The sequence below is a fragment of the Mycobacterium sp. URHB0021 genome, assembly GCF_054057895.1.
On sequence record NZ_JBSRZT010000002.1, the window covers coordinates 3678689 to 3702348 of the forward strand.

Sequence of the window (23660 nt, forward strand, 5' to 3'; positions counted from 1 at the left end):
GGGATGACGTGTACAGAACGCGGAAACGGGCCTTATTCGTCATCGCGGCGGTGGTGGCACTGCTGGTGACGGCGTGTGGCGTCACCCGGGGGGAGGAAGCGCAGGGATTTCACCGTCTCCGCATGATGGTGCCGAACAGCCCGGGTGGCGGCTACGACCTGACCGCGCGCACGGCGGTGAAGATCATGGAGGACGACGACATCACCGGTCGCGTCGAGGTCTTCAACGTCATCGGCGCGGGCGGCACGGTCGCCATGGCCCGGCTGATGAACGAAAAAGGCAACGACGACCTCATGATGACGATGGGGCTCGGCGTGGTCGGCGCGACCTACACCAACGGCTCCAAGGTCAAGGCTTCCGACGCCACCGCGATCGCCAAGTTGATCGAGGACCCTGGCGCCATCTTCGTTCCCGCCGACTCGCCGTTCAAGACGGTGCAGGACTTCGTCACGGCGTGGAAAGCCAACCCCTCCAAGGTGACGATCGGCGGCGGCTCGTCACCAGGCGGTCCCGACCACCTGTTTCCGATGGAACTCGCCAAGGCGGTCGGTGTCGACCCGAAGTCGGTCAACTTCGTCACGTATGACGGCGGAGGCGACCTGTTGACTGCGCTTCTCGGCAAGAAGATCACGGTGGGCACATCGAGTCCCGGCGAGCTCATCGACCAGATCGAGGGCGGACAGTTACGAGTGCTGGCGGTGTCCAGCGACGAACGGGTGGAGGGCATCGACGCTCCGACCCTCAAGGAGTCGGGAATCGACCTGACGTTCGCGAACTGGCGCGGAGTCCTTGCGCCGCCGGGCATCTCCGATGGCGCGAAGAACGCCATGGTGAAGGTCCTCGAGGACTTGCACGGCACACAGCAATGGAAGGACGCGCTGGCGAAGAATGGCTGGACCGACGCGTTCATGACCGGCGCGCAGTTCGAACAGTTCCTCAAGGACCAGGACAACCGGGTCAGCTCGACACTCACCGAATTGGGGCTGTTATGACGACCACCGAAGAACCGCAGGAACAGGTGCCGGCCAAACCGGTCGACAAGGCGCAGTATCTGGTGTGCGCCGTGCTCGTCCTGGTCGGCGCATTCCTGATCTACGACGCGGTGACGCTGGATGCCGGCTTCGCCAAGGTCGACCCGGTCGGGCCGAGGATGTTTCCGTTGGCCATCGGCGTCGCACTCGTAGCACTCGCAATCATTCTGGCCATTGCGATTCCGCGCGGGTCGATCGGTGAGGCCGATGCGGGTGAAGACGTCGACCCGAACGCGCCGGGGGACTGGCGCACGGTCGGACTGCTGGTCGGGTTGTTCGTCGCGGTGATCGTGCTGGTCAATCCGCTGGGCTGGGTGATCATGGGGACCCTGCTGTTCGCAGGCGCGGCGACGGTTCTGGGCAGCGGCCACTACATCCGCAACTTCGTCATCGGATTGGCGCTGGCCCTCGTCAGCTTCTACGCGTTCTATTCCGGGCTCGGAATCCCGCTGCCCGCAGGCGTTCTGGATGGGATTCTGTAGATGAACAACTTGGACTGGCTGCTCCAGGGATTCGAGCAGGCCGCGACCCCGATGAATCTGCTGTACGCCGTCATCGGCGTGCTCCTCGGAACCGCTGTGGGTGTGCTGCCCGGCATCGGCCCGGCCATGACGGTGGCGCTGCTGCTGCCGATCACCTACAACGTCAGCCCCAGCGCGGCGTTCATCATGTTCGCCGGAATCTTCTACGGCGGCATGTACGGCGGATCCACGACCTCGATCCTGTTGAACACACCGGGCGAGTCGTCGTCGGTGATCACCGCCATCGAGGGCAACAAGATGGCCAAGGCCGGCCGCGCCGCCCAGGCGTTGGCCACCGCGGCGATCGGGTCCTTCGTCGCCGGGGCCATCGGCACCGCCCTGCTTGCCGCGTTCGCCCCGCCGATATCGAGATTCGCCGTGACCCTAGGCGCGCCGTCCTACCTCGCGATCATGCTGTTCGCGTTGGTCGCGGTGACCGCGGTGCTCGGCGCCTCCAAGCTACGCGGTGCGATATCGCTGTTCCTCGGACTGGCGATCGGCGTCGTCGGGATCGACTTTCTCACCGGCCAGCCGCGCGCGACGTTCGGGATACCGCAGCTGTCCGACGGGATCGACATCGTGGTGATCGCGGTCGCCATCTTCGCCCTCGGTGAAGCGCTCTGGGTGGCAGCACATCTGCGTCGCCGTCCGGCCGACGTCATCCCCGTGGGCCGGCCCTGGATGGGCCGCGACGACTGGCGCCGGTCGTGGAAACCATGGCTGCGCGGCACCGCGTTCGGATTCCCGTTCGGGGCGCTGCCCGCCGGCGGAGCCGAGCTGCCGACGTTCCTGTCCTACATCACCGAGAAGCGGCTCTCGAAGCACAAAGAGGAGTTCGGCAGGGGGGCGATCGAGGGTGTCGCCGGGCCCGAGGCGGCCAACAATGCCTCCGCGGCAGGAACTCTGGTGCCGATGCTCTCGCTCGGGCTGCCGACGAACGCCACCGCGGCGGTCATGCTGACCGCGTTCGTGTCGTACGGAATTCAGCCTGGACCAACGCTTTTCGAGAAGGAGCCGCTGCTGATCTGGACACTGATCGCCAGCCTGTTCATCGGCAACTTGCTGCTGCTGGTACTCAACCTGCCACTGGCGCCGCTGTGGGCCAAGCTGCTGCGCACGCCACGGCCGTATCTGTACGCGGGCATCCTGTTCTTCGCCACGTTGGGTGCGCTCGCGGTGAACGTGCAGGCCCTGGATCTGGCGCTGCTGCTGGTGTTCGGCCTGCTCGGGCTGATGATGCGACGGTTCGGGTTGCCCGTGCTGCCGCTTATCATCGGGGTCATCCTCGGGCCGCGGATCGAGCGACAGCTCCGCCAGGCGCTGCAACTCGCCGACGGCAACTGGGGCGGGCTGTTCACCGAGCCCGTCGCGATCATCGTCTACGTGCTGATGGCAATCCTGCTGCTGATGCCGTTGCTGCTCAAGCTGATGCACCGCAGCGAGGAGACGCTCCTCGTCGTCGAGGACGACAGGGACCAGGTAGAGAAGGCCCAGGCATGACGATCGTCATCGGGTACAGCGCGGACCCGTTCGGCCGGGCCGCGCTCGAGCACGGCATCGCCGAGGCCAAGCTGCGCGGCACCACCCTTCGGGTGATCAACGCCACGCCGGGCGACGCCTACGTCGACGCCGACTTCGCGCAAACGGGTGAGGTCCACGACATCGAGGAACGGCTCACCACGTGCGGTGTGGAGTTCGAGCTGACCCAACCGGTCGGCGTCGACACCGCGAAGGAGCTGCTGAAGGCCATGGACGATGACGCCGCCGAACTGCTGGTGATCGGCATCCGGCACCGGAGCCCAGTCGGCAAGCTGCTGCTGGGCAGCGTGTCGCAGCAATTGCTGCTGGAGTGCCCCAAGCCGGTGCTGGCTGTCAAGCCGGACGACTTCTGACCTGCGCATATCCTCCTCACTGCCGCGGTAGCGGCCCGGTGAGAATCACTTATCCTCGCGATAACGCGGACGGAAACTAGCCGGAACAGGGCGCCGACACCATCGACGCATGGTGGTGACGCGGACGGCGTGCTCGTATTGCGGCGTCGGCTGCGGCATCGAGGTTCAGACGGCCGCCGACCCGAAGGACGGCCGACTCGTCATCACCCGGGTCTCCGGCGACAGATCGCATCCGGCCAACCTCGGCAGGCTGTGCACCAAAGGCGCCACGCACGCCGAGTTGATGCGCGCCGACGACGGCCGGCTCAAGTCGGCGCTGCTGCGTCCCGGCAGAGGTGAGGAGCTGGTACCCACGCCCGTCGACGACGCCGTCGCCGAGGCGGGCCGACGGCTGCGTGCCATCGTCGACCGGCACGGTCCCGACGCCGTCGCGCTCTACGTCTCGGGCCAGATGTCGATCGAGGCGCAATACCTGGCGAACAAGCTGGCCAAGGGTTTTCTGCGGACCGTGCACATCGAGTCGAACTCCCGGCTGTGCATGGCCAGCGCAGGCACGGGATACAAGCAGTCGCTGGGCGCGGACGGCCCACCGGGTTCATACGCCGATTTCGACTGCGCCGAACTCTTTTTCGTCGTCGGTTCCAACATGGCCGACTGCCACCCCGTTCTGTACCTGCGGATGGCCGACCGGCTGAAGGCGGGCGCCAAGCTGATCGTCGTCGACCCGCGACGCACCGCCACCGCGGAGAAGGCCGACCTCTTCCTGCAGGTCAAGGCAGGCACCGATCTGGCGCTGCTCAACGGTCTGCTGCATCTGCTCGTCGAAAACGGCGACATCGACCATGATTTCATCACCGCGCACACCGAGGGCTTCGACGCGATGCCCGCGTTTCTCGCCGGCTACCCGCCTCACCGGGTCGCCGAGATAACCGGCCTGGCGGAATCCGACATCCGCACCGCCGCGCGGCTGATCGCCGAGGCGGGCGAGTGGATGAGCTGCTGGACCATGGGACTGAACCAGAGCACCCACGGCACCTGGAACACCAATGCGATCTGCAATCTGCACCTGGCCACGGGGGCGATCTGCCGTGCCGGCAGCGGACCGATGTCGCTGACGGGCCAGCCCAACGCGATGGGCGGACGCGAGATGGGCTACATGGGCCCGGGACTGCCCGGTCAGCGATCCGTCGTGAGCGCCGACGACCGGGCCTTCGTCGAGCACCAGTGGGGTCTGACGCCCGGCACCATCCGCGCCGAGGTCGGACCAGGCACCATCGAGATGTTCCAGCGTCTGGCCGACGGCGAGATCAAGGCCTGCTGGATCATCTGCACGAATCCCGTTGCCACCGTGGCCAATCGCCGAACCGTGATCACCGGGCTGGACGCGGCGGAACTCGTCATCACCCAGGATGCGTACCGGACCACCGCCACCAACCACTACGCGGACATTGTGTTGCCCGCGACCCTGTGGGCGGAATCGGATGCGGTGATGGTCAATTCGGAACGCACCCTCACCCTGCTGCAGCAGTCGACGCCGCCCACCGGCCAGTCGCGGCCCGACTGGTGGCTGATCTGCGAGGTGGCCCGGCACATGGGGTTCGGCGAGCACTTCGACCACAGGTCCAGCGAGCAGGTCTTCGAGGAGATCCGCCGGTTCTCGAACCCGAAGACCGGCTACGACCTCCGGGGCGCCAGTTACCCGCGGCTGCGGGAGACCCCACTGCAGTGGCCGTGTCCGCCGGAGGATTCGCCGGGCGGGGCGGACAGCCGCCACCCGATCCGGTACCTCAACGACGGCGTCAGCCAGCACCCGTTCGTCGATGCCGACGGGCACACGCCACGGCTGGCGTTCCCGACGCCGTCGCGCCGCGCGGTTTTTCACGCCCGCCCGCACATGGACCCGCGCGAGTTGCCCGACGACGACTTCCCTCTGGTCCTGAACACCGGGCGGTTGCAGCACCAATGGCACACCATGACCAAGACCGGGAAGGTGGACAAGCTCAACCGGCTCGACAGCGGACCGTTCGTCGAGATACATCCGGTTGACGCCGTCACATTGGACATCACCGAAGGACGGGCCGTGGAGGTGACCTCGAGGCGGGGACGCGCGGTGCTTCCCGCCGTGGTCACCGACCGGGTGCGCCCCGGCAACTGCTTCGTGCCGTTCCACTGGAACGACGAACACGGCGAATACCTCACCGTCAACGCGCTCACCAGCGATGCCGTCGACGCCGATTCGCTTCAACCCGAGCTCAAGGTGTGCGCGGTGAGTCTGCGTCCCGTCAGGTCCGTGCACGATGTTCCCCCCGAATTGGATGTCGACCGGCGGCCTACCCCGACAGATTCCGAAAAGATCTACCTGACAGCGTTTTTCACCGCGCTGGCCGAAGGCGTCACGGATGTGCCGGTGCTGCCGGTGTCCGCGCCGGTCGCGGCCGACGTCCGATTGTGGATCGACGGTCTGCTGGCCGGCCGGTATTCGCGGATCGGCGCAGCGCCCACCGACGAGCCGGTCACCACCGGACCGCTGGTGCTGTGGGCGTCGCAGACCGGCACCGCCGAGGATTTGGCCGCACGGCTGGCCGTGCGCCTCACGGGTGCACAGTTGATCAACATGGACGACCTGGCGCTGACCGATCTCGCGGCGACGCGCGACGTGTTGGTGGTCACCAGCACCTTCGGCGACGGCGGCCCGCCCGACAACGGCACGGCCTTCTGGCACCGGCTGCAAGCCGCCGAGGCGCCCGCCCTGGCGGGTCTGCGCTACGCGGTGCTCGGCATCGGCGATCGGTCGTACGACAACTTCTGCGGCCACGCCAGGGCGATCGACGGCCGACTCGCAGCCCTCGGTGCCACCCGGATACTGGACCGCGCCGACTGCGAGGCTTTCGACGACGACCGGTTACACCGGTGGGCCGAGCAGGTGACCGTGCTGCTCGGCGAGCCGGCCGCCCGGCCGGCCGCGGTGACCGAGCCGTTCACCCGCGCCAAACCGATCCTGGCACCGGTGGCCCGGAACGTCGTGTTGACGGCGCCGACCTCACGAAAAGAGGTGCGCCAGATCGGCTTCGACATCTCCGAGTACGACGTCACCTACGCCGCGGGTGATTCGCTCGGGGTGTACGCCACCAACGATCCGGCGGTGGTGGACGCGTGGCTGACGGCCACCGCGCTCGACGGCGACGCGGTGGTCGCAGTGGACGGCAACGAGCAGTCGCTCCGCGAGGCCCTGACCGTGTCCTACGACCTCTGCCGGATCACGCCGAATCTGCTTGGCTTCGTGGCGGATGCATGTGGCGACACCGCCGCGGCCAGGGCACTTCGGTCACGCACCGACAAACTCGACGAATGGTTGCGAGGGCGCAACGGACTCGACCTCGTCTCGGAGTTCACCGTGCGCGCCGAGCCACAGCAGTGGCAGGATGTGCTCGTCCGACTGACCCCCCGCAGTTACTCGATCTCGTCGAGCCCGCTGGTCAGTCCGCACGAGGTGCAACTGACCGTGTCGGTGGTGCGCTACCGGGGTGTCACCGGTGCTGCGCGGGCCGGCGTCTGTTCGGCATTCCTGGCCGACCGCGCGGCGGCCGTCCCGGTGTTCCTGCAGCGCTCGCCGCATTTCCGGCCGCCCGACAACGCCGAGACGCCGATGATCATGGTGGGGCCGGGCACCGGCATCGCACCGTTCCGCGGCTTCCTGCAGGAGCGTCGCGCGCTCGGGCACACCGGCCGCAACTGGCTGTTCTTCGGCGACCGGCGCCGCAGCGAAAACTTCTACTACCGCGACGATCTGAATGACATGGTCCGCGACGGCCTCCTCAACCGGCTCGACCTCGCGTTCTCCCGTGACCAGGCCCAGCGGGTCTACGTGCAGCACAAGATGGGTGACTACGGCGCCGACGTCTGGCGCTGGCTCGAGGACGGCGCGCATCTCTACGTGTGCGGCGACGCCACCAGGATGGCCAGAGACGTCGATGCGGTGCTGACGGAAATCATCAGGACGCACGGCGGGATGTCCGACGAAAGCGCCCACGACTACAAACGTGAGCTGGTCGCGGCCAAACGCTATGTGCGCGACGTGTACTGATGCGTGCCCAGCGCGCCGACGGCCGCCGCGGCCAGGCAGGCGACCCCGGTCAGTCCGGCGAACCACGGGAAGACCGATTCCAGCGGCCACCGCGTTGCCGCCCAGCCCGCCGCCAGCGTCGGCACCGCCATCGCGGAATACGCGAGGAGGTAGTACGCCGACATGGTCTCTCCGCGCCGCGCGGCGGGCACCACGTTCGACAGGTGCCGCAACGAGCCGCCGAACCCCAGCCCGAAGGGGGCGCCGAGCAATGCCGCGGCCGCAATCACCAACGGCCACCTGTGAGTCGACAACATCGGCACGGTCAACGCCAGCGCCGCCGCCATCCCGACATCCCCTGCGATCGCCGCCGTGCGGGCAGGGATACGCGTGGCGAACAGCTGGGTGAGCGCGGCCGTGAACGCCGTGATACCGGCCACCCCGCCGGCGAAGACCAGGTTGTCGACGTGCGTCTGTCGGGCGGCCAGCGACGGATACAGCGACAGCAAAACGCCGAGTACCGACCACGAAGCCATCACGCCGAGCGCGGCAAACCAGAAGTCCGACCAGATCTCCTGCGGGACAGCGGGTCTGGCGATGCGGATGCGCTCACGGGGGCGGTGCAGATGCGGCTCCCGCAGCGCGATGAGGCCCGCCCCGACCACCACACACACCACCGCGACGACGGCGTACGGCGTGCGCATCGGGTGCGGTGCGTACTGGGCGAGCATCGCCCCGCCGACGATCGCGACCGTCATCCCGATGTTGAAACTGACGCCGCTCAACTGGCCCGACCGCACCCCGTGATCCGGGCGCAGATCGAGCAGCGCGGCCGCGCCGGCGACGACGATCGAACCCACCGCCGCCCCGTGGATGGTGCGGGCCACCAGCAGCAGGGCCATGTTGTCGGCGACCAGGAAGACGCCGAGGCCCACGATCATCGCGACCACGGCGCCGAGCAGGACGGGTTTGCGGCCGACCACGTCGGAGATCCGCCCGGACACCAACACCGCCGCGAGCGCCGCGACGGCGTACACCGCGAAGATGATCGTGGTCGCGAGTGGAGACAGGTGCCAGGCGTTCTCGTAGAGGCCGTACAGGGGCGCGGGCAGCCCCGAGACACCCAGCGCGACGGCGCTCAGCACGAGCAGAAGGGGGTACGCCCAGCGCTGCGTCTCGTTGCCGGACGGACGGCCCACCACGACCAGCGCCACCGGGCCTCCGTTCGGGTAGTTTCGCCGCGCTCGAACTCGTTCCAGCGTACGCTGGGTTTGATGAACGTCAAACCGGATATGCCGGTCGCGCCCCTGCACCAGGTGCTCGCGGCGTTACAGGAACCGATCCGGCTGGAGATCGTCCGCCGGCTCCACAACGCCGGCGCGCCTGTCCAGTGCGCATCGCTCTACGACGGCATCAACAAGTCCACCGCCACCCACCATTTCAAGATTCTCCGGGAGGCCGGCGTGATCGAGCGGTCGGTCGCGGACGGCCTGACGTACCAGCGCCTGCGTACCGAGGAACTCGAGGCGGCGGTGCCGGGACTGCTGAGCTCCGTTGTGGCGAGCGCCAATCGAGAGGTTGATCACCTGGTGTCCGAGGGGGGACTTGAACCCCCACGCCCGTTAATAGGGCACTAGCACCTCAAGCTAGCGCGTCTGCCATTCCGCCACTCGGACCAGTTCGGGCAGCTAAGGCTATCGGATCAGACTGCCCGGACCCAAACCCAACTGAGGTAGCAATGGTAGGAAAGGTGACTGTGACTGCCACCCCCAAGCCCGGAGTCGAGGTGGTCGACCTCGTCAGCGCGCTCATCCGATTCGACACGTCCAACACCGGTGAGCTCGAGACCACCCAGGGTGAGGCCGAATGCGCCCGCTGGGTGGCCGAACAGCTGCAAGAGGTCGGGTACGAGACCGAATACATCGAATCCGGCGCCCCCGGCCGGGCCAACGTGTTCGCCAGGCTGAAGGGCGCCGACTCCTCGCGCGGTGCGCTGATGCTGCACGGACACCTCGACGTGGTGCCCGCCGAGGCGTCCGACTGGAGCGTGCACCCGTTCTCCGGTGCCGTCGAGGACGGCTATGTCTGGGGTCGCGGCGCGGTCGACATGAAGGACATGGTCGGCATGATCATCGCCGTCGCCCGGTACTTCAAGCGGTCCGGGATGGTGCCGCCGCGCGACCTGGTCTTCGCCTTCGTCGCCGACGAGGAGGCGGGCGGCAGGTACGGCTGCAAGTGGCTCGTCGACAACCGGCCCGACCTGTTCGAGGGGGTGACGGAGGCGATCGGGGAGGTCGGCGGGTTCTCGCTGACGATCCCGCGCCGCGACGGCGGTGAGCGCAGGCTCTACCTGATCGAGACCGCGGAGAAGGCGATGATGTGGATGCGCCTGACGGCCCGCGGCCGCGCGGGCCACGGGTCGATGATCCACGACAACAACGCCGTCACCGCCGTCGCCGAAGCGGTGGCCAAGCTGGGCCGTCACCAGTTCCCCGTGGTGCTGACGGAGTCCGTCGAGCAGTTCCTCCGGGCCGTCAGCGAGGAAACCGGCTACACCTTCGATGTCGACTCACCGGATCTGGAGGGGACGATCGCCAAGCTCGGCCCGATCGCCCGGATCGTCGGGGCGACCCTGCGGGACACCGCCAACCCGACGATGCTCAAGGCCGGTTACAAGGCGAACGTCATACCGGCGACGGCCGAGGGCGTGGTCGACTGCCGGGTGCTGCCCGGCCGGCTGGCCGCCTTCGAACGCGAGGTCGACGAGCTCATCGGCCCGGACGTGACCCGGGAGTGGATCACCGACCTGCCGCCCTACGAGACCAGTTTCGACGGTGACCTGCTCGACGCCATGAACGCGGCGATCCTGGCCGCCGACCCCGACGCCCGTACCGTGCCGTACATGCTCTCGGGCGGCACCGATGCGAAACACTTTGCGCGCCTTGGGATCCGCTGCTTCGGTTTCGCGCCCTTGAAGCTGCCGCCCGAGCTCGACTTCGCGGCGTTGTTCCACGGGGTGGACGAGCGGGTACCCGTTGATGCGCTGACGTTCGGCGCCGAGGTTCTCGAGCATTTTCTGCTGCACTGCTGATGACCCAATAGATCGATAGCGAAAGGACGATCATGGCGTTTGACTACAACCCGTACGACTTTCTGCCGAAGCTGCCCTCGTTCACCTTGACCTCGGAGTCGGTCACCGACGGGCAACCGCTGGCCAACGACCAGGTCAGCGGAATCATGGGCGCCGGCGGTTCGGATGTGTCGCCGCAGCTGAGCTGGTCGGGGTTCCCCGAGGAGACCCGCAGCTTCGCCGTCACCATGTACGACCCGGACGCTCCGACGGCCTCCGGCTTCTGGCACTGGGCGGTCGCCAACCTGCCCGCCACCGTCACCGACCTGCCCGCAGGCGTCGGGGACGGCAGCGGATTGCCCGGTGACGCACTGACTCTGGCCAATGACGCCGGTCTGAAGCGTTTCATCGGTGCGGCACCGCCACCCGGGCACGGTCCGCACCGCTACATCATCGCCGTGCACGCCGTCGACGTGGAAAAGCTGGAGATACCGGGCGAGGCGACGCCGGCCTATCTGGGTTTCAACCTGTTCGGCCACGCGATCGCCCGCGCGCTCATTCACGGCACGCACGAGGAGTCCTAGGCGGCTGCCGGCCTTGGCTTCGACCGCAGCCGCCCTCTTGGGCCGTGTGCTGGCCGTGCGCTGGATCGTCCGGGCGCCCGTCGGCCTGTACCGGCTCCGGCTGGGTGTGGTATTCGGTCAGCGCATGCTGCTACTGGCGCACATCGGCCGTAACAGCGGGGTTCGACGGTATGCGGTACTCGAGGTTGTCGACCGCCCCGCGGCCGACCAGTACGTGATCGTGTCCGGCTTCGGGGAGCGTTCGCAGTGGTATCGCAACGTGGTCGCCAACCCGAATGTGCTTGTCAGCGTTGGCACCCGGTGTAACGTTCCGGCGCGGGCCACGCCGATGTCTGCCGAGGCCACCGAGGCGACACTCGAACGGTATGCCCGTCGCCATCCGCGCCCTTGGCGCATCTTGCGAGCTTCCATGTCGGCCGCCCTGGACGCACCGGATCTGCAGTTGCCGATGGTCAGGCTCGACCTGGAGTCCTAGCCTGCTGCCGAGCCGACCGCGTCGGCCAGGGAGGTGAAGCCGCCCTCGTGCAGGCGACGGGCCAGGTCGTCGTGAATGTGCTTGGCCCACAGCCCGCCGCCGTACACGAAGCCGGTGTAGGCCTGCAGCAGCGAGGCGCCCGAAGTGATGCGGTCCCAGGCGTCGTCGCCGGTTTCGATGCCGCCGACGCTGATCAGCGCCAATCGGTCACCGACGCGCCGGTACAGCCGGCGCAACACCTCGGCCGACCGCCGGGCGACGGGCGGGCCGGAGATCCCGCCGGGACCGAGTTCCTCGACGCCGGCGGTCACCAGCCCGTCGCGGGACACCGTCGTATTGGTCGCGACGATGCCTGCCAAGCCCAAATCAACTGCCAGATCTGCGATGTCGTCGACATCGGCATCGGAGAGGTCGGGAGCGATCTTGACGAGCACCGGTTTGATCGTCGCGGCCCGTACCGCGGCCAGGATCGGCCGCAGCGACTCCACGGCCTGCAGGTCACGCAGCCCCGGAGTGTTCGGCGAGCTGACGTTGACGACCAGGAACGTCGCCAGCGGACCGACCAGCCGGGCGCTTTCGGCGTAGTCGTCGACGGCCGCATCGGGCGGCGTGGTCTTCGTCTTGCCGATGTTCACCCCGATAGGCACATCCGGGCTCTGCCCGGCCAGCCGCACCGCCAGGTCACCGGCGCCGTGGTTGTTGAAGCCCATCCGGTTGAGCAGCGCACGGTCGTCCGGCAGCCGGAACATCCGCGGCGCCGGATTGCCCGGCTGTGCTTGGGCGGTGACCGTCCCGACCTCGGCGAATCCGAACCCCAGCGCACCCCAGGCGTGCACGCCCCGGCCGTCCTTGTCGAAACCGGCAGCCAGCCCCAGCGGGCCGGCGAAGCGCACCCCGAACACCGTGATGGCCAGCACCGGATCCGTCGGCGCCAGCCACCGGGACAGCGCCCGTCGCAGCGGGCGCGGCACGGTGACTGCGCGCAGAAGCGCGAAAACCCAGGTATGGATACGTTCGGGAGGCAGCAGAAACAGCGCCCGCCGCAGCGCGCGATACATCACAATCCGGGTTGATCCGGCAGCCTGTCAGCGGCGGTTTTCTTGCGGCGCAACAAGACTCGCCGGCTACCGTCGGTGTACAGGCGTACCCGGGTGAGCTCCCAGCCGCGGTACTCCGCCTCGATGGACAGGCGGGTCGACGCACTGATCCGGGTCAGGTCGGGCGGCAGTCGCAGCGGTATCCACTCATATTCGTCGCTGAGGTCGTGATCCCAGCCCTCCGGCATCCGGCCGCGATGGATGGCAGTCAAGGTTTCTTCACCGCCGCATCGGCAATCACCTGAACACCCGCTCCCGAACCTGACACCACATACAGGGTGCCAGACGCTTCGTCGAAGGCCAGAGAGTTCGGTTGCTGCACGGTTCGATAACGCACCTTCTCGACGGGGATGCCGGTCGACAGATCGTATCCAACGACGGTGTTGCCTGCCGTCTGCGACACCCATGCCAGCCGCGAGGAGCCGACCAGGCCGTACGGGGCGTCCGGTGAGGGCGCGTGCTGTCGCAGGATGAGGGGATCGGCGCCGAACACCAGCAGTCCGTTGCCGCGCGTATCGGCGACCAGCACCCGGCCCGCCGAATCGGCCGCCATGGTGGTCGCCCCCTCGCCGGCCCGAAGCGCGTGTTGCGCATCGGTGCCGTCGGCGTCGATGGTCGTCACCGAGGTCTGGCCACGGTCCAGCACCACCGTGGTATTACCTTGGGTGACAAGCGCATCCACCCGCGCGAAGATCTTCAGCCGGGCCCCGACGGCGTTATCGGAGCTCAGCGTGTACACGGCGCCGTCGGCGCTGCCCAGCACGACCCGCCCGTCGGCGCGGCGGGCGATCGCGGTGAAGTCGGTGGATTGCTGACCCTGCACATCGATCCGGGTGGCGGTGCCCGCGGCGAGGTCGATCCGGAAGTATCCGCCGCGGGTCGAGACGAATGCGCCGCCCCTACCGTCGCCGACGAGCGCCGTTGCCGCGCCGGGCAGCGGCACCACCCGGTCCGGACGGGCCGCCACAAGCATGGTGACCAGCGAGTTTCGGCCAGGCCCCGGACTCAGCACCACCAGCGCGCCGGTGGCCGCATCGAGCACCGCGGCCTGGGCTTTGCCGGCCAGCGGAAGGACCACCCCGTCGGGGGCCGACGTCACCGCGGGCGACACCGCCGCCTCGGCCGGAGCGATCGTCGGCGGCGGGGCGTCGGCGGCCTTGTTCGAGCAGCCCGAAATAGCCAGAATTGCCAGCGTAACGGCCAAAAAGCGAAACCGTGTGGCCGGCGGGTTTAGACGGGGCGGCAAGGGGTAGCTCTCGGTCGTGCGAATGGGATGGATATCGAAAGGCAAGTGTAGGCAATGGCCCCCGCGCAAATCGGCCACGTCCGGCCCGCTCGGCGGGTATCCCGGCGGTATGGTTCGGTCATGACCCTCGCCGCAGACCGGGAATTGGGGAATGACGAGTTTGCCTTAGAGGACATCATCACAGGTGTACACGCCAGTGGGTTTGGCCAGGTTGGTGACGGCCGCAGTTTTTCCTTCCATATCGAGCACCGGATGCTCGTCGTCGAGATCTACCGGCCGCGGCTGGACGGACCCGTCCCGCACGAGGAGGACGTCGTCGCCACCGCCAGTCGCAAGCTCACCGATATCGACGTGACCGACGAGCGAAGCGTGAGTGCCGCGGTGCGCGACGCGGTCGCCGCGGCGCAGCCTGTGCCACGCGCGGGGCGGTAGCAACGACGCCACGGTACGGTCGTCGTCGTGACGGACGTGCCGGCGATGTCGTGGTGGCAGGTGATCGTTCTCTCGGTAGTGCAGGGGCTCACCGAATTTCTGCCCGTGTCGTCATCCGGCCACCTCGCGATAGTGTCCCGGGTGTTCTTCGCCGACGATGCGGGTGCGTCGTTCACAGCGGTGACCCAGCTCGGCACCGAGTTCGCGGTGCTGCTGTACTTCGCCCGTGACATCGGCCGCATCGTCAAGGCCTGGTTCAACGGGCTCTTCGTGGCCGCACACCGCACCACCGATTACTGGATGGGCTGGTACGTCATCTTCGGCACCATTCCGATTGGTGTGCTCGGCCTGCTCTTCAAGGACGAGATCCGAACGGGCGCAAGGAATCTCTGGCTGATCGCGTCCGCGTTGATCGTTTTCTCCGCGGTCATCGCGGCCGCGGAGTACTTCGGCAGGCAGACCCGGCACGCGCAAGACCTCACCTGGAAGGACAGCATCATCGTCGGGCTGGCCCAGTGTCTGGCTCTGGTGCCGGGCGTCTCGCGGTCCGGCGCCACGATCAGTGCGGGTCTGTTCCTCGGGATCGATCGCGAGCTCGCCGCACGCTTCGGCTTCCTGCTGGCCATCCCGGCGGTGTTCGCCTCGGGCCTGTTCTCGCTGCCCGACGCGTTCCATCCGGTGGGCGAGGGGATGAGCGCCAGCGGCGCTCAGCTGTTGGTGGCGACGATAATCGCGTTCGTGGTGGGATTGGCCGCCGTCGCATGGTTCCTCCGGTTCCTGGTCCGGCACAGCATGTACTGGTTCGTGGGTTACCGCGTGCTGCTGGGCGCCGTGGTCCTGGTCCTCCTGGGCGCCGGGGTGGTGGCGGCGGTATGACGGTGATCCTGTTGCGGCACGGCAGATCGACGTCCAATACCGCGCACACGCTGGCCGGCCGCACCGAGGGCGTCGAGCTCGACGACAAGGGCCGCGAGCAGGCGGAGGCCGTCGTCGGGCGGCTCGGCTCGCTGCCGATCCGCGCCATCGTGCGCTCGCCGCTGCTGCGCTGCCGTCAAACCGTGGAACCGCTGGCGGCGGCGCTCGGCCTCGACCCGGTGGTCGACGAGCGGATCGCTGAGGTGGACTACGGCACCTGGACCGGCAGCAAGATCGGCGATCTGGTCAAAGAGCCGCTGTGGGCGGTGGTGCAGCAGCAGCCCAGCGCCGCGGTGTTCCCTGACGGGGAGGGGCTCGCCCAGGTGCAGGCGCGCGCCGTCGCCGCGGTGCGCGAGCACGACCGGCGTCTCGCCGAACTTCACGAGGGCGACGCGCTGTGGGTTGCCTGTACGCACGGCGACGTGATCAAGGCGGTGGTCGCCGACGCGCTCGGCGCGCATCTCGACAGCTTCCAGCGCATCACCGCCGATCCGGCATCGATGAGTGTCATCCGCTACACCGCGCTGCGCCCCTTCGTCATCCATGTCAACCACACCGGGGATCAGCTGACCGCCGGACTGCTGGCCAAGCCGCCCAAGCCCGAGGAGCAGGCCGGCAGTTCCGACGGTCAGGTGCCCCCCGAAGATGCCGTCGTCGGTGGCTCGACGGATTGACACCACCGGATGCCGGACGCCGTGGAATTACGGCTGGGGTGCTGTAGCCGGTATTTTGGAACTTGCCATGTCCCGCGCAATCCACGTCTTCCGCACACCCGACCGCTTCGTGGCCGGGACCGTCGGGCAACCCGGAAACCGGACGTTCTACCTGCAGGCCGTTCACGACAAGCGCGTGATCTCGGTCATCCTGGAGAAGCAGCAGGTCGCGGTGCTTGCGGAGCGGATCGCCGCGCTGCTGCTGGAGATCAACCGCCGGTTCGGCACCCCGATCCCGCCCGAGACGGCCGATATCGATGACCTGAGCCCGTTGATCACACCGGTCGATGCGGAGTTCCGGGTCGGGACGATGGGCCTGGGCTGGGACTCCGAGGCGCAGACGGTGGTCGTCGAACTGCTCGCGGTCTCCGAAACCGAGTTCGACGCGTCGGTGGTGCTCGACGACGCTGAGGAGGGACCTGATGCGGTGCGGGTCTTCCTGACGCCGGAGTCGGCCCGTCAGTTCGCGACGCGCTCCAACCGGGTGATCTCCGCGGGCCGGCCGCCCTGCCCGCTGTGCGACGAGCCGCTCGACCCGGAGGGCCACATCTGTGTGCGCACCAACGGCTACCGGCGAGGGGCCCTTGCCGGGTCGGACGATGACGCCGACGAATAACGAGGGCCCAGACTCCGATGACCTCGACGAGGTGTGCCGAAACGGCGAGCTGACCGTCATCGGACGGATCCGCTCGGCGAGCAACGCCACCTTTCTCTGCGAGGCGCATCTCGGTGAGCGCCAAGCACATTGCGTGTACAAGCCCATTGCGGGGGAGGCGCCGCTGTGGGATTTCCCCGACGGCACCCTGGCCGGTCGAGAGCGCAGCGCTTATCTGGTGTCGTCCGCACTGGGCTGGAATATCGTGCCGTACACGATTATTCGCGATGGACCGGCCGGGCGCGGCATGCTGCAGCTGTGGGTGGACCAACCCGGCGACGAGGTCGGTGACGAGCCGACGGCGGGCCCGGATCTTGTCGACCTGCTGCCGGCCGGCCACGTGCCGGAGGGCTTCCTGCCGATCCTGCAGGCCTACGACTACGCCGGCGACGAGGTCACCCTGGTGCACGCCGACGATGCGCGACTGCGGCGGATGGCGGTTTTCGACGTATTGATCAACAACGCCGACCGCAAGGGCGGACATATCCTCTCCGGAGTCGACGGGCAGGTCTACGGCGTCGACCACGGCGTGAGTCTGCACGTCGAGGACAAACTGCGCACCGTGCTGTGGGGATGGGCGGGCAAGCCCGTCGACGATGAGACGCTCGAGGCGGTGGCCGGACTGCGCGACTCCCTGCGCGGCGAACTGGGCGACCGGTTGTGTGAACACATCACCGCCCGCGAGGTCGACGCGCTGCACGCCAGAGTCCTTGCGCTGTTGAGTAATCCGGTGATGCCGACTCCGGACCGTCGTCGCCCGATCCCGTGGCCCGCGTTCTGATGGGGCTGACCGATGCGGCGCTGGCCGCCGACGTGGCGGTCGACGCCGGAAAGCTCCTGCTCCAGGTGCGTGAAGAGGTCGGCTTCTATGATCCGTACGAGCTCGGCGACGCGGGTGACAAGCGGGCCAACACGCTGATCCTGGACCGCTTGCACCGGGATCGGCCCGATGATGCGGTGCTGTCCGAGGAGGCCGTCGACACCCTCTCCCGCGTGCACGCCGACCGCGTCTGGATCGTCGACCCGGTGGACGGGACGCACGAGTTCTCCCTGCGGGGCCGGGAAGACTGGGCCGTGCACATCGCCCTCTGGCAGCGGGCCGGCGCGGACGGGCCCGCGGCGCTCGGCCTGAACGGGCCCGACGGCGGCATCACCGATGCGGCGGTCGCGCTGCCGGCGCGTGGGGAGGTGTACCGGACCGACACCGTGAAGCCGCCGCCACCGCGCACCGAAGGGCCGATTCGCGTCACCGCGAGTGCAAATCGGCCGCCGGCGGTGCTGTGGCGGCTTCGCGACATGATGGACATCGAGCTGGTGCGGATCGGCTCGGCCGGCGCCAAGGCGATGGCCGTGGTCCGCGGCGACGTCGACGCGTACCTTCACGCGGGCGGTCAGTGGGAGTGGGATTCGGCGGCCCCGGCAGGTGTGGTGCGCGCCGCCGGTCTGCACGCGTCCCGGCTGGACGGTTCACCGTTGATCTACAACCGGCGCGATCCCTACCTGCCGGACTTCCTGATGTGCCGCGCCGAGCTGGCCGATGTGCTGCTCGAGGGGATCTGGTCGGCATACCGCGGCCGGTGACGGGAATGGATCGGCCGCCGCGGTTGTAGGTCACGTGGGAAGCCACACACCATCGGAGGCCGTCCTGAGCGCACACCTTAGAGTCGACGCTATGCAATCGTGGCCGGCACCAAGCGTCCCGGAGTTGCCCGGACGCGGCCCGCAACTGCGGCTCTACGACAGCGCCGACCGCCAGATACGCCCCGTCGCCGCGGGCGAGACGGCGACCATGTACGTCTGCGGCATCACCCCGTACGACGCCACCCACCTGGGTCACGCCGCCACGTATCTGGCGTTCGACCTGGTGCATCGCCTGTGGCTGGATTCCGGCCACCGCGTGCACTACGTGCAGAACGTCACCGACGTCGACGATCCCCTGTTCGAGCGCGCGGCGCGCGACGGTATCGGCTGGCGCGAACTGGCCGACCGTGAGACCGCCTTGTTCCGCGAGGACATGGCGGCACTGCGCGTCCTGCCGCCGCACGACTACGTGGCCGCGACCGACGCCATCGAGGAAGTGGTCGAGGTCGTCGAGAAAATGCTGGCGTCCGGCGCCGCCTACGTCGTCGACGACCCGGAATATCCCGACGTGTACTTCCGTGCCGATGCCACCGCACAGTTCGGGTACGAATCCGGCTATGACCGCGACACCATGCTCGAGCTGTTCTCCGAGCGGGGTGGCGACCCGCACCGCGCCGGCAAGAGCGACGAGTTGGACGCGCTGATGTGGCGCGCGGAGCGGCCGGGCGAGCCGAGCTGGCCGTCGCCGTTCGGACCCGGCAGGCCCGGGTGGCACGTCGAATGCGCGGCGATCGCGCTCAGCCGCATCGGCACCGGCCTCGACATCCAGGGCGGGGGCAGCGACCTGATCTTCCCGCACCACGAGTTCTCCGCTGCCCACGCCGAATCGGTCACGGGGGAGCGGCGATTCGCGCGCCACTACGTGCACGCCGGCATGATCGGCTGGGACGGGCACAAGATGTCGAAGAGCCGCGGCAATCTGGTGCTGGTGTCGCGGTTGCGGGCCGAGGGCGTCGACTCGTCCGCGGTCCGGCTCGGTCTGCTCGCCGACCACTACCGGGCCGACCGATACTGGAGTGACCAGGTGCTCGAGCAGGCGACCACGCGCCTGCAGCGATGGCGCGCCGCGACGTCGCAGCTTGCCGGACCTGATGCGACCGATGTGCTGGCGCGCGTGCGCCGCTATCTGGCCGATGATCTGGACACGCCCAAAGCCCTTGCCGCACTGGATGGCTGGACCACCGACGCGCTGGAATACGGCGGGCACGACACCGAGGCGCCGGCGCTGGTCGCCACCGCGGTCGATGCCTTGCTGGGGATCAAGCTGTAGCGATGCCCCTCACCCTCACCGTCTTCCAGGGCCGCGCCGGCGACCACAACGATCGCGGTTTCGGTGGTGCCGCGGTCATCGCCGCGGAGTGGGAACGCCGTCTCGGCGCGGCGGCGGCCACCGTCGGCGCGCCGCAGGCACCGCTGAGCACCGACTGGCGCGCGGAGCTGATCGCTGCCGCGCCGGCGCTGACGGCGATGTCGCGCCGGTACGACGACATCTACGCCGCCGGGCACACGCCGGTCAGTGCGCTGACCCGCTGCGCCGTTGCGCTGGCGACTTTGCCTGTGGTGGCCCGATATCACCCGGAAGCGCTGGTGGTCTGGTTCGACGCCCACGGCGATATCAATACGCCCGAATCGAGCTCGACCGGGTTCATCGGCGGCCTCGCGCTGTCCGGCCCGATGGGTTTGTGGGACTCCGGGCTCGGGTCAGGGGTCGACCCGGCGAACGTGGTGCTGGGCGGCGCCCGCGATCTCGATCCGCCCGAACGCCGCCTCATCCACGAGGGCGTTGTCCGACATGTCCCCGTCGGCCCGGACATGCTGCAGGAGCTCGACGCCGCGGTAGGGGACCGTCCCGTGTACTTCCATCTCGACTGCGATGTGCTGGAGCCGGGGCTGGTGCCCACGGATTACCGCGTCCCGAACGGGTTGACATTTGACGAATTAGCCGGCGTGGCAGAACGATTGGCGACCAACAAGGTCGTCGGAATCGAGGTCGCCGAGTTCGAGGCGACGTGGGCGGACACCGGGGACCCGGGTAACCCGCGACCAATGCTGGACGCGCTGTCGCCGCTGGTCGAAGGCTGACTCGAGCGGTCGAGCGGTTCCGCCCGATGGAGTACGTTGACCGCCATGGGTTCTGTGAACGGAAAAGTCGCGCTGATCACGGGCGGCGCGAACGGCATCGGCGCCGAAGTGGCCCGCCGCCTGCACGGCAAGGGTGCCAGACTGATTCTCACCGACCTGGATGAGTCGCTGCTCAGCGACGTCGCGGCCCGACTCGGCGAAGACCGGGTCCTCACCGCCGTCGCGGACGTGCGCGATCTGGCCGCCATGCAGGCCGCCGTCGACGCCGGCATCCAGCGGTTCGGCGGCATCGACATCGTGGTCGCCAACGCGGGTATCTCGATCTACGGCTCGGTGCTGAGCGTGGATCCGGCGGCGTTCAAGACGATCCTCGATGTCAACGCGCTGGGGGTGTTCCACACCGTGCGGGCGGCCCTGCCGTCGATCGTCGAACGGCGTGGCTATGTCGTGGTCGTGTCCTCGGCCGCGGCCTACGCGCCATTGCCGGGCGGGGCGGCGTACAACCTGACGAAGGCGGGTGTCGAGCAATTCGCCAACGCGTTGCGGCTGGAGGTCGCCCACCACGGCGTCGAGGTCGGCTCCGCGCACATGATGTGGATCGACACGCCTCTGGTCCGCGAGAGCAAGTCGCTTCCGGCCGTCCAGGAGATGATCAGAAGGCTGCCGGGTCCGTTGAGCAAAACCACCTCCGTCGAAGAGTGCGGTGAGGCCTTCATCACGGGCATCGAGGACCGCAAGCGCCAAATCAACTGCCCTGGCTGGGTCGGAATGTTGCGGTGGATCAAGCCGTTGTTGTCGACCCGCATCGGTGAGGCCGCCACGCAGAGGTCGGTCCCGGAACTGCTGCCGCAGATGGACGCGGAAATCGCTGCCCAAGGCCGGTCCATGAGCGCCCGGATCGACAGCCTGGAAAACCATTGATCCGCCGGATCGGCGTGATCCTGGCGATCGTCGCGCTGCTGGCCGGCTGCAGTGGTAAGGGCGCGGACCAGGCCGAAACGTCGTCTTCGCCGCCTCCTGCCGCCACCGTCTCGCCCGAACAGGCCCGGGAGATCGCCAAGGAGGCCTACATATACGGCTTCCCGATGGTGGACAACTACCGGGTCCAGTACGCCTACTTCGTCAACAAGGAAGATCCCGAGTACAAGGGCGGCTGGAACGAGATCCACAACACGGCACGGGTGTACACGCCCGAGGACAAGGTGATCCAGACGCCGAACTCCGACACCCCCTACTCGGTGGTCGGCGCCGACCTGCGTGCGGAACCGTTGGTGCTCACCGTCCCGCCGATCCAGCAGGACCGGTACTACTCGCTGCAGTTCGTCAACGGCTACACCAACAACTTCGCCTACGTCGGCAGCCGAACCACCGGCAACGGCGGCGGGAAATACCTTCTCGCCGGACCGAATTGGAAGGGCGACAAACCCGAGGGCATCAACGAGGTCATCCGCTCGGACACCGACCTGGCCTTCGTCCTGTACCGCACCCAGCTGGTCGGGCCCTCGGACATCGACGAGGTCAAGAAGATCCAGGCCGGCTACCAGGTCGCACCGCTGTCGGTGTATCTGAACCAGCCCCCGCCTGCACCCGCACCACCGATCGACTTCGCGCCACCGTTGACACCCGACCAGCAGAAGACCTCACCGCAGTTCTTCGAGATCCTCGGCTTCGCGATGCGTTTCGCTCCCGTCCTGCCCGACGAGAAGGAACTTCGCGACAAGTTCGCGACCATCGGCATCGGCCCGGACGGCAACTTCGACGCCGACAAGCTGACCCCCGAGATGCGCACCGCCATCGAGGGCGGGATGGCCGACGCCTGGGCCGAGTTCGACACATTCAAGAAGGACAAGGTCGACACCGATGAGGTCAACCCTGCCGATTTCTTCGGCACGGCGGCGGACCTGAAGGGCAATTACCTGTACCGGATGGCCGGTGCGGTGCTCGGGATCTACGGCAACACCGCCGCGGAGGCGATCTACCCGTCATCGTTCGCCGATTCGACCGGCGCGCCGCTGACCGGGGCGAACAACTACACGTACCACTTCGCAAAGGATCAGCTCCCGCCGGTCAACGCGTTCTGGTCACTGACCATGTACGAGCTGCCGCAGAGCCTGCTGGTCGCCAACCCGATGAATCGTTATCTGATCAATTCGCCGATGCTGACGAGCCTGGTCCCCGACCCCGACGGCGGCTACACCTTCTCCATCCAGAACCAGTCGCCGGGCATCGACAAGGAGTCCAACTGGCTGCCCGCGCCGAAGGGGCCGTTCGTCCTCGTGCTGCGGCTGTACTGGCCCAAGCCCGACGCGCTCAACGGCGTGTGGAAGGCACCCAAACCGGAAAAGGTCTAGCCGCGGAAGCCGGGGCCGCGGCGGCGCAGATAGCGCTCGAACTCGGCGGCCAGCGCGTCGCCGTCGATCTTTCCGAGCGCCTCGTTCATGTCGACCTCGGCATCGCCGCGCTGTTCGAGCGACTGCACGTACTCGGCGATCTCGTCGTCCTCGGCGGTCATCTCGGTGACGGCCTGCTCCCAGTCCTCGGCCTGCGTCGGCAGGTCGGCCAGCGGCACCTCGATGTCGAGCACATCCTCGACGCGGCGCAGCAGCGCCACCGTGGCCTTGGGGTTCGGGGGCTGCGACACATAGTGCGGTACGGCCGCCCAGAACGTCACGGCCGGGATGCCGGCCTGGACACAGGCGTCCTGAAACACCCCCGCGATGCCGGTCGGGCCCTCGTAGCGCGTCTCTTCCAGCCCGAACGTCTTCGCCGAGTCGGGGGAGTACGCCGCACCCGACACCGGCACCGGCCTGGTGTGCGGGGTGTCGGCCAGCAGCGCGCCCAGGATGACAACGGTGTGCACGTTGAGCTTGTCCGCGATGGCCAGCAGTTCGGCGCAGAACGTCCGCCAGCGCATATTGGGCTCCACGCCGTGCATCAGCACGATGTCGCGATCGGCGCCGGGCGGGCGGCAGTGCGAGATCCGCATCGACGGCCAGACAAGCTCGCGCGTGACGCCGTCGACCTGACGGATCACCGGCCTGTTGACCTGGTAGTCGTAGTACGCCTCGTCGTCGATCTCCACGATCGTCTCGGCCTCCCAGATCGCGTCGAGGTGTTCGAGCGCATCACTGGCGGCGTCGCCGGCGTCATTCCAGCCCTCGAAGGCGGCGACGACGATCGTGTCGCGCAGTTCTGGCATGTCTGGACCGGCCCGCGATGAGCCGCTTGACGGGGTCACTACGC

At 68.0% G+C, this 23660-nt stretch carries 24 protein-coding genes and 1 tRNA gene; 19 read left to right on the plus strand and 6 right to left on the minus strand.

The genetic code is table 11. From position 1 onward, the window contains the following. The first annotated feature begins 8 nt into the window (after nucleotides 1-8). From ACVWWN_RS20305 to ACVWWN_RS20325, 5 genes are all read left to right on the plus strand, one after another. Nucleotides 9-992 (plus strand): Bug family tripartite tricarboxylate transporter substrate binding protein, encoded by a 984-nt coding sequence (locus ACVWWN_RS20305; protein WP_457145446.1) that lies wholly within the window; start codon nucleotides 9-11, stop codon nucleotides 990-992. Then, nucleotides 989-1513 carry a tripartite tricarboxylate transporter TctB family protein gene (locus tag ACVWWN_RS20310; protein WP_457145447.1) on the plus strand — a complete coding sequence of 175 codons (525 nt, stop codon included), beginning with the start codon at nucleotides 989-991 and terminating at the stop codon, nucleotides 1511-1513. Before ACVWWN_RS20305 ends, ACVWWN_RS20310 begins: the two co-directional genes overlap by 4 nt. Next, nucleotides 1514-3052 (plus strand): tripartite tricarboxylate transporter permease, encoded by a 1539-nt coding sequence (locus ACVWWN_RS20315; RefSeq protein WP_457145448.1) that lies wholly within the window; start codon nucleotides 1514-1516, stop codon nucleotides 3050-3052. It begins immediately after the preceding gene. After that, nucleotides 3049-3444: a universal stress protein gene (locus ACVWWN_RS20320; RefSeq protein WP_457145449.1), complete on the plus strand. Its 396-nt coding sequence runs from the start codon at nucleotides 3049-3051 to the stop codon at nucleotides 3442-3444. The genes ACVWWN_RS20315 and ACVWWN_RS20320 overlap by 4 nt, the downstream gene beginning before the upstream one ends. Before the next feature lie 109 nt (nucleotides 3445-3553). Further along, complete coding sequence (locus ACVWWN_RS20325; RefSeq protein WP_457145450.1) at nucleotides 3554-7528, plus strand: molybdopterin-dependent oxidoreductase; 3975 nt, start codon at nucleotides 3554-3556, stop codon at nucleotides 7526-7528. Here the strand turns inward: ACVWWN_RS20325 and ACVWWN_RS20330 are convergent. Then, complete coding sequence (locus ACVWWN_RS20330) at nucleotides 7507-8715, minus strand: MFS transporter (RefSeq protein WP_457149206.1); 1209 nt, start codon at nucleotides 8713-8715, stop codon at nucleotides 7507-7509. The two genes, ACVWWN_RS20325 and ACVWWN_RS20330, sit on opposite strands and share 22 nt — an antisense overlap. Nucleotides 8716-8781: 66 nt before the next feature. Between ACVWWN_RS20330 and ACVWWN_RS20335 the strand changes: the two genes are divergently transcribed. Next, nucleotides 8782-9144: an ArsR/SmtB family transcription factor gene (locus tag ACVWWN_RS20335; protein ID WP_457149207.1), complete on the plus strand. Its 363-nt coding sequence runs from the start codon at nucleotides 8782-8784 to the stop codon at nucleotides 9142-9144. Here ACVWWN_RS20335 and ACVWWN_RS20340 read toward each other — a convergent pair. Continuing rightward, nucleotides 9095-9183, minus strand: a tRNA-Leu gene (locus ACVWWN_RS20340). The genes ACVWWN_RS20335 and ACVWWN_RS20340 overlap by 50 nt on opposite strands. 62 nt (nucleotides 9184-9245) lie before the next feature. On the opposite strand from ACVWWN_RS20340, the gene ACVWWN_RS20345 reads away from it, so the two are divergent. The 3 genes from ACVWWN_RS20345 to ACVWWN_RS20355 are packed head-to-tail and all read left to right on the plus strand — an operon-like array spanning nucleotide 9246 to nucleotide 11636. Further along, nucleotides 9246-10598 carry a M20/M25/M40 family metallo-hydrolase gene (locus tag ACVWWN_RS20345; protein ID WP_457145451.1) on the plus strand — a complete coding sequence of 451 codons (1353 nt, stop codon included), beginning with the start codon at nucleotides 9246-9248 and terminating at the stop codon, nucleotides 10596-10598. 32 nt (nucleotides 10599-10630) lie between these two features. Next, nucleotides 10631-11161: a YbhB/YbcL family Raf kinase inhibitor-like protein gene (locus ACVWWN_RS20350; RefSeq protein WP_457145452.1), complete on the plus strand. Its 531-nt coding sequence runs from the start codon at nucleotides 10631-10633 to the stop codon at nucleotides 11159-11161. A gap of 13 nt (nucleotides 11162-11174) precedes the next feature. Beyond that, nucleotides 11175-11636, plus strand: coding sequence for a nitroreductase family deazaflavin-dependent oxidoreductase (locus ACVWWN_RS20355; protein ID WP_457145453.1), 462 nt, complete (start codon nucleotides 11175-11177; stop codon nucleotides 11634-11636). On the opposite strand, the gene ACVWWN_RS20360 is transcribed toward ACVWWN_RS20355, so the two are convergent. Genes ACVWWN_RS20360 through ACVWWN_RS20370 form a run of 3 tightly spaced genes read right to left on the minus strand, consistent with a single transcriptional unit; the run spans nucleotide 11633 to nucleotide 13979 of the window. Further along, nucleotides 11633-12694, minus strand: coding sequence for a quinone-dependent dihydroorotate dehydrogenase (locus ACVWWN_RS20360; protein WP_457145454.1), 1062 nt, complete (start codon nucleotides 12692-12694; stop codon nucleotides 11633-11635). The two genes, ACVWWN_RS20355 and ACVWWN_RS20360, sit on opposite strands and share 4 nt — an antisense overlap. Beyond that, entirely contained in the window at nucleotides 12694-12945 is a 252-nt protein-coding gene (locus tag ACVWWN_RS20365; RefSeq protein ID WP_457145455.1) for a DUF5703 family protein, read from the minus strand. The genes ACVWWN_RS20360 and ACVWWN_RS20365 overlap by 1 nt, the downstream gene beginning before the upstream one ends. Next, on the minus strand, nucleotides 12942-13979 hold the full coding sequence (locus ACVWWN_RS20370; RefSeq protein WP_457145456.1) for a hypothetical protein: 1038 nt from the start codon (nucleotides 13977-13979) through the stop codon (nucleotides 12942-12944). The genes ACVWWN_RS20365 and ACVWWN_RS20370 overlap by 4 nt, the downstream gene beginning before the upstream one ends. A gap of 120 nt (nucleotides 13980-14099) precedes the next feature. On the opposite strand from ACVWWN_RS20370, the gene ACVWWN_RS20375 reads away from it, so the two are divergent. The 10 genes from ACVWWN_RS20375 to ACVWWN_RS20420 all read left to right on the plus strand — a co-directional run bounded on the left by ACVWWN_RS20375 (nucleotide 14100) and on the right by ACVWWN_RS20420 (nucleotide 22768). After that, on the plus strand, nucleotides 14100-14411 hold the full coding sequence (locus ACVWWN_RS20375; protein ID WP_457145457.1) for a hypothetical protein: 312 nt from the start codon (nucleotides 14100-14102) through the stop codon (nucleotides 14409-14411). Nucleotides 14412-14456: 45 nt separating this feature from the next. Then, nucleotides 14457-15287, plus strand: a complete 831-nt coding sequence (locus tag ACVWWN_RS20380; protein ID WP_457149208.1) for an undecaprenyl-diphosphate phosphatase — start codon at nucleotides 14457-14459, stop codon at nucleotides 15285-15287. Continuing rightward, on the plus strand, nucleotides 15284-16000 hold the full coding sequence (locus ACVWWN_RS20385) for a histidine phosphatase family protein (protein ID WP_457145458.1): 717 nt from the start codon (nucleotides 15284-15286) through the stop codon (nucleotides 15998-16000). Before ACVWWN_RS20380 ends, ACVWWN_RS20385 begins: the two co-directional genes overlap by 4 nt. Nucleotides 16001-16067: 67 nt before the next feature. After that, nucleotides 16068-16655 carry a DUF3090 domain-containing protein gene (locus tag ACVWWN_RS20390; RefSeq protein WP_457145459.1) on the plus strand — a complete coding sequence of 196 codons (588 nt, stop codon included), beginning with the start codon at nucleotides 16068-16070 and terminating at the stop codon, nucleotides 16653-16655. Then, a complete protein-coding gene (locus tag ACVWWN_RS20395; RefSeq protein WP_457145460.1) occupies nucleotides 16639-17475 on the plus strand; it encodes an SCO1664 family protein in 837 nt (278 codons plus the stop codon). The genes ACVWWN_RS20390 and ACVWWN_RS20395 overlap by 17 nt, the downstream gene beginning before the upstream one ends. Then, a complete protein-coding gene (locus ACVWWN_RS20400) occupies nucleotides 17475-18275 on the plus strand; it encodes a 3'(2'),5'-bisphosphate nucleotidase CysQ (RefSeq protein ID WP_457149209.1) in 801 nt (266 codons plus the stop codon). The genes ACVWWN_RS20395 and ACVWWN_RS20400 overlap by 1 nt, the downstream gene beginning before the upstream one ends. Before the next feature lie 91 nt (nucleotides 18276-18366). Further along, nucleotides 18367-19605: a cysteine--1-D-myo-inosityl 2-amino-2-deoxy-alpha-D-glucopyranoside ligase gene (mshC, locus tag ACVWWN_RS20405; protein WP_457145461.1), complete on the plus strand. Its 1239-nt coding sequence runs from the start codon at nucleotides 18367-18369 to the stop codon at nucleotides 19603-19605. Nucleotides 19606-19607: 2 nt separating this feature from the next. Beyond that, nucleotides 19608-20417 (plus strand): arginase family protein, encoded by an 810-nt coding sequence (locus tag ACVWWN_RS20410; RefSeq protein WP_457145462.1) that lies wholly within the window; start codon nucleotides 19608-19610, stop codon nucleotides 20415-20417. A 45-nt stretch (nucleotides 20418-20462) separates the two neighbouring features. Then, entirely contained in the window at nucleotides 20463-21338 is an 876-nt protein-coding gene (locus ACVWWN_RS20415; RefSeq protein WP_457145463.1) for an SDR family oxidoreductase, read from the plus strand. Beyond that, complete coding sequence (locus tag ACVWWN_RS20420; RefSeq protein ID WP_457145464.1) at nucleotides 21335-22768, plus strand: DUF1254 domain-containing protein; 1434 nt, start codon at nucleotides 21335-21337, stop codon at nucleotides 22766-22768. The genes ACVWWN_RS20415 and ACVWWN_RS20420 overlap by 4 nt, the downstream gene beginning before the upstream one ends. On the opposite strand, the gene ACVWWN_RS20425 is transcribed toward ACVWWN_RS20420, so the two are convergent. Beyond that, on the minus strand, nucleotides 22765-23655 hold the full coding sequence (locus ACVWWN_RS20425; RefSeq protein WP_457145465.1) for a PAC2 family protein: 891 nt from the start codon (nucleotides 23653-23655) through the stop codon (nucleotides 22765-22767). The two genes, ACVWWN_RS20420 and ACVWWN_RS20425, sit on opposite strands and share 4 nt — an antisense overlap. Nucleotides 23656-23660 lie beyond the last annotated feature (5 nt).